Genomic DNA, 16,407 nt, shown 5'->3' with positions numbered 1-16,407 from the left:
TGATTTACAGCGGAACACCGTAGTGTTCATCCTAAATTTTAGGATTGATACTGTCTAAATTATTTGTTTTTCATTTTGATATCGATATAAACACCTGCTGGCATTTCTAATCTTGATAACGCATCAACAGTTTTCTGTGTTGGTGTAATGATATCAATAAGTCTCTTATGAGTTCTCTGTTCGAACTGTTCTCTGGAATCTTTGTATTTATGAACCGCTCTTAAGATTGTAACAACTTCCTTCTTAGTTGGAAGTGGTACCGGTCCACTCACCTGTGCTCCATTTTTCTTTACAGTTTCGATGATTTTTTTTGCAGATGCATCTACCAATTGGTGATCATATGCTTTAAGTGTAATTCTCATTACTTGACTTGCCATAAAAAAAGTCGCCTCCTTTTCGTACTTTTAACTTCAGTACGACAAGCGGTGACTGTACACTCTCCCGTGTGTGTCCTAATCTCTTCACACGTTGTTACCACGTTTCAGTGGCTGTTATTGATTCGTACAGTGACTTGTCGCCAGTTTCCTAACTTGACATTCGCTCCGCGGAACACCTACTATTATAAGTAGCAACCTCTCGTTTCATCGCTATCATGTCACAGCTTTTTAAGTATACTAAAGGATTTCACTTTTTTCAAGTGTTTTTTGAAAAATATTGTATTTTTTTGAATACAATATTTTCTTTTATTTTTTTATATGTATGTATGTTTTTTTATCCTTCGACTATAATAAACTATTATCTATTATAATAGGAGGAAATGCAATGAATTTTGTATATATTATAAAAATAATTATTTGTCTTTATGCTCTTTTATTTACTATCATTCTTATTACAGATTGCTTAAAACATAAATCCGATTTTTCTAAACACAACTTATTCACACTTGCTTTCATTGGTTTTTTCAGTGACCTTTTAGACACTTGGGGAATTGGAAGTTTCGCAACTTGTCAAGCTGCCTTTAAATTTACACATTCTTGTTCTGACGAGAAAATGCCTGGAACTTTAAATGTAGCACACACCCTTCCTACTATAGCAGAATTTTTATTATTTCTCCATCTTATTAAAATAGAAGGAATTACCCTTATTTTTTTAATCAGTGGTGCTATTATCGGAGCCATTTACGGTGCTTCTATCGTCTCAAAATGGTCACCAAAAATCATTCGTCTCGCACTCGGATTCGCTCTTATTATATTAGCAATTATTCTTTCTCTAAAACTAGCTCATATAGGACCATTTGAAAAAACCCTCACTCCCGAATCTATTGTTCACGAATTAACTAGGAACGGGTTTACAATTCAAAATAGCGATGAATGGATTTATCATATAAAAAACAACTATACTTTGAGCGATACGGAAAAAACAATTTATTCCGACCCTTCCATTACAAAGAACGAATTAAACTCCGTCATGAGCAAACTGAAACACGAGCAACTCTTTTCTTTTAACGACCGCAATCTAACTTCTACAATTTCCGAACATTTAACTTATGGTTTAAACGGATACAAACTTATTATTGGTATTTTCTTCAACACACTTCTTGGAGCACTGATGACCGTTGGAGTTGGTCTATATGCTCCTTGCATGGCTATGGTAAGCGCTTTAGGATTAAATGTTACAGCCGCTTTCCCCATAATGATGGGTTCTTGTGCTTTTCTGATGCCATCAGCAAGTATTCAATTTATTCACTCAGGAAAATATGATCGGAAAGCTGCGTTAACTATAAGTATTTTTGGACTCTTTGGTGTTTTTGTTGCATACACAATTGCTGCATCTCTCCCAATGAACATTTTAACCATCATTGTTATATGTGTTATGCTTTATACTTCTTTACTGTTTTTCAAAGATGCAAAAAGACTGTAATTCTCATCACAGTCTTTTTGATTTTTTTCGCATTTTTAATTTTAATCTTGCAACAGCTTTTTTTGCATCTAGTGTATTCACATTATTTTCACCCACCACGCAAGTTTCTGTTCCACTTTCACTTTTATTAATATCTATGATCCCATCTAAATATTCATTTACCACTACAAATTGTCCTACTGTCCCACTAAAATTCAATCCTGTAACTTCAATCCCTCTCGTAACAAGTTCTTCTACTGTATTTGTAAAATCTACATCACTATTCCCCCATCCATCAGAGGAAATAATCACCCCATCCGCTCGCATTCCTTCTGCCCAAACAGCCGTCCGCCTTCCCACAAGCATTTTCTCCTCATTTGCATCCGGTGTACCCACAAGCAAAATTCCCATTAAATCCAAATCTTCATCTGAAGACACAACATCTAACAACGGATCACGAAAGTGATGTAAGGATGTTTCTTTTGTTGATGGACCAATTCCCATATTCTTCCTCCTATTGCATAGAACGGATAATTCCGTCTCTGTATTCATTCGGTGTTACAAGCACCGGCATATTTCCCATCTCTATAATCGAAAGCCCCCCATCCATTCCAGATGGTTCATTTCCAAATAAATGCGTGTCATACATCGCACCTTGACCAGCAACCTGTTTCACGATTAAAACTCGTTTTTTCCCTGGACGCACAATATCATGATATTCATGTCTTTCTGTACACTCTTCTCCTTTGAACTTTTTCATTTGTTCTCGGAACTCTTGTATGAACTCATCACATCTTTGATGTGCCTCTGTTACACCACACCTTTCTTGTCCCATTCCCGCCTTAAAAGTTACATTAAAAGAAATAATATAATCTTCCAAAGAAGGAGTTCCCGCTCTTCCTAAATATAATTTTTCCTCCAAATTTCCTTCTGAAGAACCAAACTCTGCTGTTTGTATTCCATTCACATCTACTCCAGTCAAAATAACATATACACCTGTCAGGGTATGGGTAATTCCTTCTCCTAATTTTCCCAGCACTTTTGTTGAAATCGGAATAATATCCATTATACTATTTGTCCATCGATTATGTTCTCCTGGTTTCACAACGACAACTTCTATTGTATCAATTGCAGATTTTTCCTCATCCAACTTTACAAGTCCCGAGCGCACCGTCATCTCACCAAGTGCAGAAACTCTATTTTCATTTCCTTCTTTAATAGTACTGATATGAAATGCTTTAATTACTAATCTTCTTAAATCTTTTACTTTTTGCAATGACATTTTCACCTCGCTCATCTTTTTATTACGCATTATATCATAAACTGCAAAAAAATATCACCCACAGCACAATACTGCAGATGATATTTTATAATTAAACTTTAGCTACGTATTCAAATGGAAGCGGAACAATTTTTCCTGGTGTTTGGATTTCTACCAATTGTTCTAATGTTGCTTTTACGATAGCAGTTTGCATTTCTTTGTTGTTTGGTTCTCCGGCATTAGCCCCCATTGGAACTAACGGAGCAACCGCACGTGGTGTTCCGGATTGACGTACAACCGGTGGAAGAGCTGCAATAATAATTGTTGGAATTCCAGCTTCTTCAATCGCTCTCTGCACCAATACTGCAGAGCGGTGGCAAGTACCTCAACCAGCAGTAAGAAGTACAGCATCTACATCTTCTTCTTTAAACATTTGAGCGATAGCTGGACCAGTTTCATGTTTGAATTTTTCCTGGTTTCCACCACCACCCATGAAACCTGCATGTACAGGTGCACAAGCTTTAATAAATCCTTCTTTTGCTAATTCATGAATTCTATCAATTGGGAACATACAGTTGATATCTTTATTAACATCACTGTTATCATATCCACCATGTGATACCATTAAATCTTCTGATTTCATTGTATCTGTAATTTTTCTCCATGTAAAGTCTCCAGCAAGGTTAAATCTTTCATCATCTTTGTGATGAACCCCAGCAGCTGTTGCAAGTGCTACTGTCATATCTTTGATTTCCTTTGTCACAGGAGTCCATACTGATGGAGGTGTAATCGGAACGAAAATTTCTGATTGTATTCCTTTAACTGTTGTTAAACTCATTATTTTGCCTCCTTATTGTTTTCATTTTTCAGACGTGCTTCTTCTTGTCTGCGGTTATATACATCTAGGTTACTTACATATTTATCATTGGCTTCCGGACCAAGTTGTTCGATAAAACTCATGTTCCATGCAACTTCTTGTCCTACTGCGAGTGGATAATCTGTAATCAACATTCTCATCGGAATTTTCAAGTATCCCAATCTTCCTTTCAAGTCCACAGCTACACAGCCATCATGAACTTCCACGATTACACCTTCCATTCTAATTAATTTATCGCCATATTTCATATCTATCACCCGAATTAGTTGTATTTTTCTCTTCTCTTATCGCTCATTGGTAATGACTGTTCGTTTTTAACAAGTTCGATCGGTTTACCTGTTACGTTAGAGATTAATTCAACATTAGTTGCTTTTACATTTGGATTCCATTTCTTTTCTGGTTTTTTTACTTCTTCACCAGCCATTGCTGTTTTAAGCATTGCAAGAGCACGAATCGCATCTTCATGACAAAGAGTATTACAAGCAAGAACTTCGTTTTCAATACCCGCTTCAGATTTATTATTATCAATCATGTTTGTCATATATTTGTTACCAACTACTAAAGCACCTTGAACAGCACAGAAAGATAAACCTACAACCGGAACACCTCTCATACCAATTTGTTCATGATGACTCGCAAAGTCAATGTGGTTATTTCCAAAACCTTCTGTTGTAATAAACGCACCGTCAACATCAAGTGCTTCTACCATCATACCTACACGTTTAGATACATAGAATTTTTCTGCATTGATTTGTGGACTTCCTACGAAAATAACTCCACACAAGTCAATTTCTTCATCATGAAGAGCTTCAAGTACCAATGGTTCTCTCCAATAATGTCTTGACATTTCTTTTGATGCAGGTCCAATACAAGTAAGAGCATGGATACATCCGTCTAATACTTCAAGTGGAGATACCATTACAGGTACGTTTCCTAAATCTACATTTGGTTTTGCACCAAGTACTCCTACAGGTTCTACAGGAAGAATTAAGTTATCATGCATAGCACCCTGTCCCATGATTTCTTTTACAATAACAACTTTTTTCTTTCCAGGTCGTCTGTATTGGTTAAACTCTTCTGTTTCCACTACTAAAGATTCATCTAATTTCTTTAATGCTGTTCTGATTTCTTGTGTAATCATGTCCGTTGCTGTGTGAGCAGCTAAAGGACCTGGTCTTTCCATGTTTGTTCCTTCTTTAATAACCACTTCTGTTTTAATAAAGATTTCACCTTCATCTGGTGCTCCTGGACGTCCCCACATAATATTTTCATCTAAATATCCTTCAGATGAACCAAACTCACCAATCTGAACTCCATTAGCATCTGTACCTGTTACCATCATAACAACGCCATCAAGGACTCTTGTTGCTCCAGAACCAATTTCATCATCTCCATCTTTTGCGGCAATTGGCTGAACATCCATAATTGTTTCTGAATATGTGTGATATTCTGCTGGTGTGATAACATCAATTTTTAAACTATTTACTAATTCCTGAGATGCTACTGCTTCTTCTTCAATACCTTCTCTAATGTAAAGAGTTGTTCCTTCAATTTTTGTTTCAGGTCCTCTCTTTACTTCTGTAATTTTGAAGTGTTTTCTTGTTAAACTTCTAATTAATTTTGGTTCTTGTTCTTTCACTTCAGCTCCTGCTGGAATTTCTACCGCTTTAGCTGTACTTGTACCTACATTCATTGGTAGTTCAATCTGAATGTCTTTCCCTTCACCAATATGAATTTTTAACACTCCACCATTTGCTTTTGATGCCACTGGTGCTACTGGTGCTTCTACTTGTACTGGTTCTTCACTTTTTTCTTCAGCAACTGTCTGAATCGCATCAATTACATCACGTGTAACTGGTGTTAGTGAATCACAAGTTTTTGTTAATTTCGCACCTAAGATTTCTTCAATTGTTAATACCCCATCTAAGTTTAATAAACCTGAGTCTACCAAATCATCAAAAATCGCTGGGTCCTCTAAGTTCTCTGGTCCAATTATAATGCCTTCTTCTGCTCTGCAACATAATACTGCAGGATCTTTTGCATGTTCTTTCGCTGTTTCAGCTGTAATTGACATATTTTTTCCTCCTTGTTTAATCAAGTTTCATCATTTATATATTCTAATCACTTTCGTGATTGTAATACCTATAGTGGAAGTTCAAGATAAATATCTTTTCCTTCTTTAATGGAAATAATGATTGTATTTCCATCTTGTTCTGCCATCTCCGTTTGTACTTCCTGGACTTTTTCTTTAACTACTTCTTCTTTTTGAGCAAGTTTCACTGCTCCACCTACCACTTCTTCTGTAACAGGTGTAAATGCATCACAATCTTTTACCGTCTTTACTCCAATAACCTGACCAATTGTCAAAGCATTCTCCAAAGTAAATAAATTAGAACTTACCATATCATCTAAAAACATTGGATGTTCCAAATGTTCTGCTGCTATTTCTGTCCCCGCTTCTATTTTGATTGCAAATACTGCTGGTTTATCTGTGTATTCCTTTACATTTTCATTTGTGATTAACATATCTAGTCCCCCCTCTCCTTAAATATCCTGTTCTACTTGTTTAGAAACAGTTAAATATCTATATAATGGGTGACCGATTGTTCTCATCACATGGTCTGTTTGATGAAGTACTTTTAAGTTCATTTTTGGTGCTGAACCCATAACTGTATTGGAACAATCTGAACAGTTACCAATAATAATGTATTCACATTTATCTTTTTTAAACTGCATACTATTTTTAACTTGTCCAGGGCAGTTACCAGGTCTTTCGCATTTTAACGCACCGCTCTTCATCTCTTTCGCTTGTTTACATCTTGCTATTGAAACAACTTTTGTATTCATTTTTTCAGCGAGATCACGCATACGCGCTTCGTCCCCACCACAAGCACAGACTAAAACTCCCATCGTTGCACCGTGTAAATCTGGAAATTCTATTGTCACAATAATTCCACCTGTTGTTTTTGTAATAGGAGCATCTAAAGTTGTTGCTTTTCCAGTGAAAGGACCACCCATAATGATTTCACCATAGTTTCCGTCAATGCCACCTGCTCTTTCAATCAACTCTTCTACGCTTGTTCCTACTGGAACATCTTTAAATACATGTGGCGCATTTCCTCCATTCAACTTACCAATTACTGTTAAGTTTTTACTGAAACAAGGTTTTCTTTCTTCAATCGCTTCTGTAATTCTTGCTAACGTTTCCACATTAATTACAATTGATTTTGCTACGGAAGGAAGTTCTTCTGGTTTTAATTCAATGCCAAGACATTCTCTTACAACTGCTCTTTCTTCTCCCATTGGATAAATATCTGGAAGTAAATGAATAGAAATTGCTTCTTCCTCTTTCAATGCTTCTTTTAGGATCTGAACTGCTTTTTCATTTTTCTTCTTAATAGCAAAAATAGCTTTTGCTGCGTTAGAAATTTCCATTGTGTATTTAACACCACGAATAACTTTGTCACATTCTTCTTCAATTTGTTGAATATTATGACGAAGTCCTGGTTCACATTCTGCTGCATTAATAAGGATATATCCGCCTTGTAAGTCTGTTCCGATTTTTACGCCTGTTGGGAAACCTGCTCCTCCCATACCAACGATCCCGGCAGCTTTAATCATCTCAAGTTTACTACCTTCTTCAATCTTCTCAAACTCTTCGCTCTGTACTTCATCTGGTCTAATAATAATTCTGTCTTCCAAAACATCTACTACTTCACCATAAACACTTGAAAAAATATTTGCTCCAAGTCCTGTAGGTGTTGCAATCAATGTTCCTTTTTTTACTTTATCACCATTTTTTACAATCGCTTGACAAGGTGCACCTACGTGTTGTCTTAATAGAATCTGTACATCTTTCATTACACCATTCTCCTTTTACCTTTATAAAAATTTTACAGAACATAAAGTTCTGTAATCTATTATTGCCTATAATGTTGTATTCTTTTTAATCATTCGTATTATTTTTAACATTCTTTTTTGGCGAGGGCATGTGGGAATCGAACCCACCCAGGACGCTCTTAACGCCCAACACTAGTTTTGAAGACTAGGAGGCACACCAGTTACCCATCTACCCTCACATATTTTACGCTTTTAGACTACCATAATTCGACCTATATTTCAAGTTATTTTTTGTTTTTTTGTCATTTTTATTCTAACAAATAATCGTTGACTTTTAAAGGGTTTTCACGCATAATATCCTTATAGAATTGAACTCAATACTAGAATGCGGACTAGAACGTGGTCTATTTGTTATTTTTTTGTCGTTTTTTACCGTATTTTTTTGTTTTTTCAATAGTTTTTCTTATTGAAAATAGATCTTTCTATGATTAATTTATATTATTTATTTATAAGGAGGAACGGATATGTCATTAAATCCAACACTTAACAAAGAGCGATTCGAAGCAGCCTTCACTGTAGTTGACTCACACACAGTGGGTGAATTCACCCGAATCGTATTATCAGGTTTTCCTGAATTAGAAGGAAACACTATGATGGAACGTAAAAATTTTCTTGTAGAACACTGTGATCATTACAGAACAGCATTAATGCTTGAGCCAAGAGGACACCACGATATGTTTGGAGCCATTTTAACAGAACCTATCAGTGAAGAAGCTGATCTTGGTGTTATTTTTATGGATACAGGCGGATACTTAAATATGTGTGGACACGGAACCATCGGTTCTGCAACTGTTGCTGTTGAGACAGGACTTGTTCCTGTAACCGAACCATATACAGAAGTAGTATTGGAAGCCCCTGCTGGAATTATCCGTACAAAAGTAAAAGTTGAAAACGGAAAAGCAGTAGAAGTTACTTTAACAAACGTTCCTGCTTTCTTATATAAAGATAATCTTTCTGTAGAAATTGATGGTGTCACAATCCCTTATTGTATTTCTTTTGGTGGAAGTTTCTTCGCATTAGTGGATGCTTCTAAATTAGGCTACAATATTGGACCTTCTGCCGTACCTGCTCTTCAGACATTAGGAATGAAGATGCTTGAGAAAATCAACAAAGAAATATCTATTCAACACCCTACGCTTGACATAACAACAGTCGATCTTGTAGAATTTTACGGTCCAACACCAAACCCTGAAAAAGCAGACATGAGAAATGTTGTTATATTTGGAGAAGCGCAAGCTGACCGTTCTCCTTGCGGAACTGGTACAAGTGCTAAACTTGCAACTCTTTACGCTTGGAACGAAATCAAAATTGGTGAAGAATTCCGATATGAATCTTTCACAGGTTCCGTATTTAAAGGTGTAATTAAAGACGAAGCATCTGTGGGCGAATTCAAAGCAGTTATTCCACAAATTACCGGAAGTGCATACATTACAGGTATGGGAACATATGTGATTGATCCAACAGACCCATTAAAATATGGTTTTTCAATCGGATAAGGAGGTTTAGGCAAGTGTCACGCAAACGCCAATCCCCAAAAAGCAGAATTGTCAAAGCAGCTTGGAATCTTTTTTACAAAAATGGTTATGAAGAAACTACCATAAATGATATTATTACTGCTTCAAAAACATCAAAAGGAACATTTTATCATTATTTTAAGGGGAAAGATGCTCTTTTAAGTTCTCTTTCTTACTTGTTAGATGATAAATACGAAGAATTAACAACAATAATTAATCCAGATTTATCCGCATATGATAAACTGCTTTTTTTAAATCATGAATTATTTTATATGATTGAAACAAGTGTCGATGTGAATTTACTTGCTTATTTATATTCTTCCCAATTAGTCACAAAAGATACAAAATCTTTACTCGATAAAAAGCGCTACTATTTCACATGGATTACAGAAATCATCGAAGATGCATTGAACAAAGGTGAATTCCATCCCGCAAACAGTGTATCTGATTTGGTAAAACTTTATACAATGTATGAACGTTCTCTTCTTTACGACTGGGCTCTATGTAAAGGGAAATATTCTCTTACAGAATATAGTGACAAACTTCTGCCCCATGTTTTAGACAGATTTAAAGAAGAAATATAAATGTTTTGAAAAATCCCCCATAAGTAGACGGAGCAAATATGTCTTATCTACTTATGAGGGATTTTTCATAATACTCTTATTTTTCTTTTTCCATCCTATACTTAATGACCATTGTTGCTACACATAACAGTAGTTGAACAAGTGGATATGCCATCCACACACCAGTCATTTTAAATGTCATAGTTAATATCTGTAAAAATAGCGGCAACAACAAACATGGTTCTATATATACTAGAATAGTGGAAATAATATGGTTTCCTGTTGCATAAAAGTAGGAACAAGTTAAACGCGCAATTCCCAAAGTTCCAAATGCGAACGACGTAAATCGAATCGCTTCCACACAAGGTTCTCTAAGGCCTTCTTGTATTCCAAATAGTTTTGCAAGTTCTCCCGCATACACGTATACAATTACAGTAAAAAATATAGACGCAACAACCGATATCCAGAATGCATGTCTGTATAACCAAGATACTTCTTTTTTCTTTTTTCCACCATAGTAAAATGAAAATAGAGGCTGTACCCCATCTCCAATACCTTGTAATAATAATTGAATTGTTGACAGTACATAAGATACTACAGAAAAGATTGTTACCGCTGTATTTCCCCCATAGATAATACATTTCCAATTGGTAAACAATATTACTAAGGAAGGTACTACCACTTGTCCAAACGGAGAAACCCCTATATGAATAATCTTTTTCACCTCTGAAAAACGAAATTGCAAATTTTCTTTACAAAATAATTCACCTTGCTTTTTCCACAAAAATACCAAACTACAACAGGCAACAACTGCTTGAGCAAAAATTGTAGCTAATCCAGCTCCACGCAGTCCCATTTCCCATCTAAAAACAAGATAATAGTCTAAAACAATATTCGTGATCAAACCAGTACTCATCAAAACCGTTGCGCTTACCGTATTCCCTTGATTTCTTATTAATGGATTCAGTCCGTTCCCAATCACAGGAAAAATTCCTCCACATAAAATAATTACAATATATTGTCTGCATAAATATGCTAGTTCTCCGCTTGCTCCTAAAAAAGATAACAATTGTGGCAAAAAGAATAACAATACTAAGGACAAAACAGCCCCTGCAATAAACAATAATACAATTCCTAGCAAACATGTGCGCTTAGCTTCCTCATACTTTTCACTTCCCAAATAGGTAGACATTAAAACGGCACTTCCAACTCCTAAACCAACAGCCGTAGCATTCAAAACACATTGTAATGGCCATACTAAATTAATCGCACCAAGAGCCGCATCTCCCGCTGCATTTCCTACAAACAAACCATCTACAATAGCATAGAAACCACTTAGCAACATCGCTAACATCGATGGAAGGATATATTGAAATAGTTGTTTTTTCAATACTTCTGTTCTCATAATTTCATCACCGTTTTGAAGTATAAACCCTAGTCTAGGACTAGAGTCAAGAAAAATCTTTCTTTTTTATCGGTAAATAAATTTCGGCAAAATAATTCGTTTCATCTGTGTATGCTGTCAAAGGAATTTCATGCACATAAACAATATCATCACAAAACATATTATGCTCTTTTGCAAAATCAAGGATTTTTTTGATATCTTCTTTTTGCAAAGTCATATTAGATAATTGTACCACTGTGTAAATACATAAACCAAGATTTAGAGGAGTACATTTTTTCCAAGATATTCCAAATTCCTTCATAATACTTTGTTCCATAGTAATATAAAGTTCCTGCATATTTCTACTTTGCATATGATAAGTAGAATAAAGGTGACTCATTACAAACTGATCTTTTGTTAAATCTACAATTTGAGATTTCATGATTTCTTCTTTTTCACTACCACATGCCAATATCCATGTTTTAGGAAATTCTTTCATTTTTATTCCTTGATGAGATTCAATCGTTTCATATGCCCCTTCAATATATTCAATTTTCTTTATTAATTGACGTTCAAATATGATTCTCTGTTGTGCCTTCTTCCTCTTTTCTTCCAACAATTCTTTCATATTTTCCTTCTTCCCTGTCTGTAAAATGGAAATAATATCTGCAATAGGAATGTCTAATTCTCGATAGTAAATCACGTCTAACAATTCCAAAATATTATACATATCAAATATACGATAGTTGTTTGTTTCATCTTTTTTCGGATGTACTAATCCTTTTTTTTCGTAAAATCGAATTGCATCCACTCCAATTCTTAGCATCGTTGCAATTTCCCCAATAGTATATGTTTGTTTCATTTCTCGCTAATCCTCTTTCATACAAATTATCCTTTTAGAAATCCATACTTAGTATACGTAAAAAGTGCCCATTTGAAAATGAGCACTTAAAATTTGTTTTTTCATATTTGAGTTTTAACTTAATTTCACTTCTTTTGCCTCTTCTGGCTTAAAGTCATTTCTTAAATCATAAATATTATGTCCTGTAGACTCTCCAAGAACTCTTCCTTCTAAAGAATAACAGCGAATGAATCTTTTCCCATCAATACTTGACCAATGTTCTACATCCCATGTAAGATAACCATCTTCATCTGTTTTCTTTCCTTCTAAATATAAATCTACCTGACGTCCACCTGGAGCCATAAGTTTGATTAACTCTTCCTCAGTAGCCTCTATATCTACTTTATTTACTGTATCATAAACTTTCATCTTTTTCGCTCCCGCCTAATTAATATATCCAGCTTTTTTCAATTCTTCTTCTGCCTTAAGCAAATTTGCATCAGATACAAGAACAATTGGTCCTGTGCATCCCATTCCACTTTCTGCATAGACATTTATTTTCCAAAGTGTTTTAACTGCATCTTCCAAATCCATAACTTCAATTCCTGGAATTTGTGCTGTCACAACTTCTTTTGGAGGTTCTTTCACTTCCTCAACTTCAGTTGTTTTTGCTACATTTTTATGTGCGTTTAATATTTCTTTTAAACCAGCTTTATTTGCAGCCGCAAATTCTTTTTTCGCAACTTCAAATACTTTTCCACGAACAAGTTGGCCTGCATAACGAATTGCATTCGCAATAACCGGAGCTCCTGATGCACGAGATACAATCATAACAAGTTGTTCATATCCTTCACCAATTCCAGGACCATATCCGAAACCAGTTGCCTCAAAACTTCCACCCGTTGTGAATGAAGACAACATTTTTACAAGAATATTCCCTGTCAAAGAATCTGTTACCATAATGTCAGGAGATGCCTGTAAGACATCATTTCCTCTCATTACACATCCACCATCTGCTCTTCCTGATTCAGCAAAAGTAATATCATATCCGTTTTCTTGAAGTTGTTTTAACGCTTTTTCAGTTTGACGTGCGCCATCTACATTTAAAATACCTACTGTAGCATTTTTCTTTCCACACGCTTTCGCTGCTATAATTCCATAAATAGCGTTTTTAATCATCCCTTCAATACGATCTGTACTTGATGTTCCTGTTGTATTTGCTATAAACATTTCTTTTGCAGTTGCTGGTGTTACACATCGACCTACTGTAGAGACACCTATTGGAAATGGAAAATGCATTGTTACTGCACCATCAATTTCCCCATTTTTAAGCATTTCTTCCATTTTTTTATGACCTTCTTCATCGTCAGCCACTTTAATTGTCGTCACACCTTCTGCCTCTAATGTACCGATATAGTAAACATCTATTCCGTCTTTCGCAGCTTCAATAGCTGCTGCCATACTATTTTCTTCTCCATGTTCGCTTCCCATACCTGTAAGAGCAATTTTAGGACGTTTTCCAAAACTTCCCGTTTCCAACCCTTGCGCAATTTCCATAAAGGTGGAAGCAATCATTTTTTCTACACTACTTGCCATTTTTTCCACCTCTCTATTCTGCCATAAGAGTTTCTGCAAAATCTTTCATCGCTTTCGCAATTAATCCTTTTACTTCTTCTTCAGAAACACCTGCGTTTTCTTCCGCACCTGTGTTAGCCTGAATTACAAATGACACCCCATCAAAAAGATTTGTCATACGACCAAGGAATAAACTTCCCTTACCAATAATCATAGCATTTTTGATTTTACCAGCTTTAATATCTTCCACGGCAAATCCAATATATGGAACACCTGAAGGAATATGACCTTGTGTTGGAGCCCATCCTGTCAATCCATGTTTTGTAGCAAACGCAGGTAATTCTTTTCTATCAAGTTCACCTTTCTTAACTGCTAAAGCCGCAATCATTTTATAATTTGCTAACGGTACATCTCCAGCTCCTGCTGGTTTTGTAATATCTGGATTCTGCATTTCTGGAGAATATTTATCAATATCTGTAATTTTCATTCCAACTTTTTCAAGTGGTGTTGCAACAAGACTTCCAATTACGTTCTGTGGTGCTGAACCTGTACCAACTGTGTGACGTCCAAGAATATCAAGATTAATTTCTGGGCTTACTCCATCATTTTCAGAGATAATTACACAGAAACCTGCTAAACAGTCCTCCAAAATAGGAAGTCCTTTTTTCACATGATCTTTCCCATTCATACCAAGTTTAGCTGTACATCCTCCAGCCGTAACTGCAACACATTTATATGCTCCTGATTTTACAAGTGCTGCGGCTTCGATTAATGCGTGAGAAGGTCCTGCACAAAATCCACGAGAATCAGAACCTGTGGCATTTAAAAGCCCTGCAACTTCCGCTGCTGCTTTTGCAAAGTTACCACCACCACGTTGATTCATATCACCACATGCTTCTTCAGCACAATCGATTACATATTCAATTTCAGATTTATCAATACCTGTATTTCTTACAGCATATAATAAAGCAAGAACACTTGTTGCTTTACTCATCATATTTTCATGCATAACGTGTGCCGAAAGATTTACATCAATATCATGAGCTCTTTTAACACATCCAACTAATTTCTCTGCAAAATAAAGTCCTTCTGCATGTTCATCACTTACTAAATGTTCGATTTCAGAAAGTTCAATACCTTCTTCAATTTTTTCAATAATATCTTCTGTAATAATTGGATTTGCAATAAATTTTTCTTTTGTTGAAGCAACAAATTCTTTATCTAATTTTACTACTTCAAACATATCACAAGCTTGTACTAAAAGAAGGAATTCGTCTTCTGGCATAATTTCACCATATTTACCAAATCTTTCTGCTCCTTCTTTTGCTTTGTCATAATATGGAAACTCAACCTCTGCAAGTTCATCTGGATGTGCATTTCCAATATATACTTGGTTTGGCCAGTAATTTACACATTCTTCGTAAGTACGAAGATGACTGTTTAATTCTTTTAAATATTCAGATTCTGGATTTACAACTCTTTCTGTTGTCTGTGTTGTTCCATTATATACCACCATCTGTGGAGTATGTGCCAATACATAACTGGCTCCTTTAATTACACTGTTCATTTGAAGGTTCCACCTTTCTTTTAGATGTTTAAATATTGTTTTATCTATACTAAAAATAATAAACTTGCTTCATACAATAAAAGGCGATGAAGTAAGCATTTACTTCATCGCCTGTAGAAAACCCAAAATCAAATCAGATTTTCGCTATAAATACTTATCTTCTATAAATATTTACAAAATTGTTCACGAATAGATGACATCTCGCTTACGATATCATCAACATCAAGTACCATTTCCATCATACCTACCTGCTCATCGTAAACTGCTTCATCGAATTCTTCTTTCAATTCTGGTTCACATACATGATATACCGTGAGTCCTAACTCGACCCCAGTCAATGGTCCTGCGAATGTTGGGTCTCCTGCAGTAACTGTTTCAGCAGCTAATCCTGCTGCTTCTCCTTCTGCTGCTCCAACGATAACTACTAAATTCTCTGCACCAAATTCATCTGCAAAGTCTTTAACACGTTTTTGATTCTCAAGATCCATTGCACCTGCGCTCGTTCAGACAAAGCATTCAGTTGAAGAAAAAACTACTTCTCCGCCAGCTGTCTTAACACATTCAGCAATAGCAGGTCCTGGTACACCATCACGGTCGCCGATGATGATTACTTTTTTACCATCTAAAATTGCCATGGCTTCTTCTCCTTCCTTTCCATTTATTTTTAGTATTATTTATAGTTGAAATGTTTTCACATTTCCGCAAAAGCTTTTCGCTTTATACGCATATTAAGTATACATATTTTTCTTCAAAAATACAAACTAAATATATTTTTGAATCATTGCTTCAATATTTTCTTGTGTAGCATCATCTTTTACTACTTCTTCAATTTTTTCGCCATCTTTGTAAATAGCCATAACAGGAAGTCCTAAAACTTTCTGTCCAATAGCAACACGACGTGCTTTTGTTGTATTAAGAGATGTGAATTTTAACTTATCTCCATATTTTTCAGCCATTTCATGAACAAATGGCATCAAAGCCTGGCATGGAACACATCCATCTCCGTAAAAATCTACGAAAACGTATCCTTCTGCTTCTAATACTTCTGGTTGAAATGTTGTTTTATCCAAATCTAACATTGGTTTG

Annotated in this window: 19 protein-coding genes and 1 tRNA gene; 3 read left to right on the top strand and 17 right to left on the bottom strand. The window is 35.5% G+C overall.

What is annotated here, in order from left to right; genetic code table 11:
* Window positions 1–59: 59 nt before the first annotated feature.
* The gene (gene rpsJ, locus ACY2U7_RS07005) at window positions 60–377 is read right to left on the bottom strand and encodes a 30S ribosomal protein S10 (protein ID WP_087157539.1); all 318 of its coding nucleotides are present in this window, start codon (window positions 375–377) and stop codon (window positions 60–62) included.
* A 385-nt stretch (window positions 378–762) separates the two neighbouring features.
* Here rpsJ and ACY2U7_RS07000 point away from each other — a divergent pair, with 385 nt between their 5' ends.
* Window positions 763–1,860: a permease gene (locus ACY2U7_RS07000; RefSeq protein ID WP_461816113.1), complete on the top strand. Its 1,098-nt coding sequence runs from the start codon at window positions 763–765 to the stop codon at window positions 1,858–1,860.
* Between the two features lie 6 nt (window positions 1,861–1,866).
* On the opposite strand, the gene ACY2U7_RS06995 is transcribed toward ACY2U7_RS07000, so the two are convergent.
* The 9 genes from ACY2U7_RS06995 to ACY2U7_RS06960 all read right to left on the bottom strand — a co-directional run bounded on the left by ACY2U7_RS06995 (window position 1,867) and on the right by ACY2U7_RS06960 (window position 8,054).
* The gene (locus ACY2U7_RS06995; protein WP_461811940.1) at window positions 1,867–2,343 is read right to left on the bottom strand and encodes a glycine/sarcosine/betaine reductase component B subunit; all 477 of its coding nucleotides are present in this window, start codon (window positions 2,341–2,343) and stop codon (window positions 1,867–1,869) included.
* Window positions 2,344–2,353: 10 nt separating this feature from the next.
* Window positions 2,354–3,121: a proline reductase cluster protein PrdD gene (gene prdD, locus ACY2U7_RS06990; RefSeq protein WP_461811941.1), complete on the bottom strand. Its 768-nt coding sequence runs from the start codon at window positions 3,119–3,121 to the stop codon at window positions 2,354–2,356.
* Between the two features lie 91 nt (window positions 3,122–3,212).
* Window positions 3,213–3,458, bottom strand: coding sequence for a proline reductase (locus ACY2U7_RS09295; RefSeq protein WP_040449584.1), 246 nt, complete (start codon window positions 3,456–3,458; stop codon window positions 3,213–3,215).
* Between the two features lie 27 nt (window positions 3,459–3,485).
* Entirely contained in the window at window positions 3,486–3,938 is a 453-nt protein-coding gene (locus tag ACY2U7_RS09290) for a glycine/sarcosine/betaine reductase selenoprotein B family protein (protein WP_498040797.1), read from the bottom strand.
* Window positions 3,938–4,225, bottom strand: coding sequence for a CBO2463/CBO2479 domain-containing protein (locus ACY2U7_RS06980; RefSeq protein ID WP_461811943.1), 288 nt, complete (start codon window positions 4,223–4,225; stop codon window positions 3,938–3,940). Before ACY2U7_RS06980 ends, ACY2U7_RS09290 begins: the two co-directional genes overlap by 1 nt.
* 14 nt (window positions 4,226–4,239) lie before the next feature.
* A complete protein-coding gene (gene prdA / locus ACY2U7_RS06975; protein WP_461816112.1) occupies window positions 4,240–6,051 on the bottom strand; it encodes a D-proline reductase (dithiol) proprotein PrdA in 1,812 nt (603 codons plus the stop codon).
* Window positions 6,052–6,119: 68 nt separating this feature from the next.
* Window positions 6,120–6,503, bottom strand: coding sequence for a sugar transporter (locus ACY2U7_RS06970; protein WP_461811945.1), 384 nt, complete (start codon window positions 6,501–6,503; stop codon window positions 6,120–6,122).
* Between the two features lie 18 nt (window positions 6,504–6,521).
* On the bottom strand, window positions 6,522–7,838 hold the full coding sequence (prdC, locus tag ACY2U7_RS06965) for a proline reductase-associated electron transfer protein PrdC (protein ID WP_461811946.1): 1,317 nt from the start codon (window positions 7,836–7,838) through the stop codon (window positions 6,522–6,524).
* Window positions 7,839–7,956: 118 nt separating this feature from the next.
* Window positions 7,957–8,054, bottom strand: a tRNA-Sec gene (locus tag ACY2U7_RS06960).
* Between the two features lie 287 nt (window positions 8,055–8,341).
* Between ACY2U7_RS06960 and ACY2U7_RS06955 the strand changes: the two genes are divergently transcribed.
* The gene (locus ACY2U7_RS06955; protein WP_461811947.1) at window positions 8,342–9,373 is read left to right on the top strand and encodes a proline racemase family protein; all 1,032 of its coding nucleotides are present in this window, start codon (window positions 8,342–8,344) and stop codon (window positions 9,371–9,373) included.
* A gap of 14 nt (window positions 9,374–9,387) precedes the next feature.
* On the top strand, window positions 9,388–9,975 hold the full coding sequence (locus ACY2U7_RS06950) for a TetR/AcrR family transcriptional regulator (protein WP_461811948.1): 588 nt from the start codon (window positions 9,388–9,390) through the stop codon (window positions 9,973–9,975).
* A gap of 76 nt (window positions 9,976–10,051) precedes the next feature.
* Here the strand turns inward: ACY2U7_RS06950 and ACY2U7_RS06945 are convergent, their stop codons facing one another.
* The 7 genes from ACY2U7_RS06945 to trxA form a co-directional block, all read right to left on the bottom strand.
* Window positions 10,052–11,359: an MATE family efflux transporter gene (locus ACY2U7_RS06945; RefSeq protein WP_461816111.1), complete on the bottom strand. Its 1,308-nt coding sequence runs from the start codon at window positions 11,357–11,359 to the stop codon at window positions 10,052–10,054.
* A gap of 46 nt (window positions 11,360–11,405) precedes the next feature.
* Complete coding sequence (locus tag ACY2U7_RS06940; RefSeq protein WP_461811950.1) at window positions 11,406–12,200, bottom strand: MerR family transcriptional regulator; 795 nt, start codon at window positions 12,198–12,200, stop codon at window positions 11,406–11,408.
* Window positions 12,201–12,314: 114 nt separating this feature from the next.
* Window positions 12,315–12,608: a hypothetical protein gene (locus tag ACY2U7_RS06935; RefSeq protein ID WP_461811951.1), complete on the bottom strand. Its 294-nt coding sequence runs from the start codon at window positions 12,606–12,608 to the stop codon at window positions 12,315–12,317.
* Window positions 12,609–12,623: 15 nt separating this feature from the next.
* Window positions 12,624–13,775 carry a glycine/sarcosine/betaine reductase complex component C subunit alpha gene (gene grdD / locus ACY2U7_RS06930; protein ID WP_461811952.1) on the bottom strand — a complete coding sequence of 384 codons (1,152 nt, stop codon included), beginning with the start codon at window positions 13,773–13,775 and terminating at the stop codon, window positions 12,624–12,626.
* A gap of 13 nt (window positions 13,776–13,788) precedes the next feature.
* A complete protein-coding gene (gene grdC, locus ACY2U7_RS06925; RefSeq protein WP_461811953.1) occupies window positions 13,789–15,321 on the bottom strand; it encodes a glycine/sarcosine/betaine reductase complex component C subunit beta in 1,533 nt (510 codons plus the stop codon).
* A 161-nt stretch (window positions 15,322–15,482) separates the two neighbouring features.
* Complete coding sequence (gene grdA, locus ACY2U7_RS06920) at window positions 15,483–15,956, bottom strand: glycine/sarcosine/betaine reductase complex selenoprotein A (RefSeq protein ID WP_084667656.1); 474 nt, start codon at window positions 15,954–15,956, stop codon at window positions 15,483–15,485.
* A gap of 126 nt (window positions 15,957–16,082) precedes the next feature.
* Complete coding sequence (gene trxA / locus ACY2U7_RS06915) at window positions 16,083–16,400, bottom strand: thioredoxin TrxA (RefSeq protein ID WP_461811954.1); 318 nt, start codon at window positions 16,398–16,400, stop codon at window positions 16,083–16,085.
* Window positions 16,401–16,407 lie beyond the last annotated feature (7 nt).

This window comes from Faecalimonas sp. (assembly GCA_029264305.1).
Classification (GTDB): Bacteria; Bacillota; Clostridia; order Lachnospirales; family Lachnospiraceae; genus Faecalimonas.
This window is presented reverse-complemented; position numbering and strand designations above follow the sequence as displayed.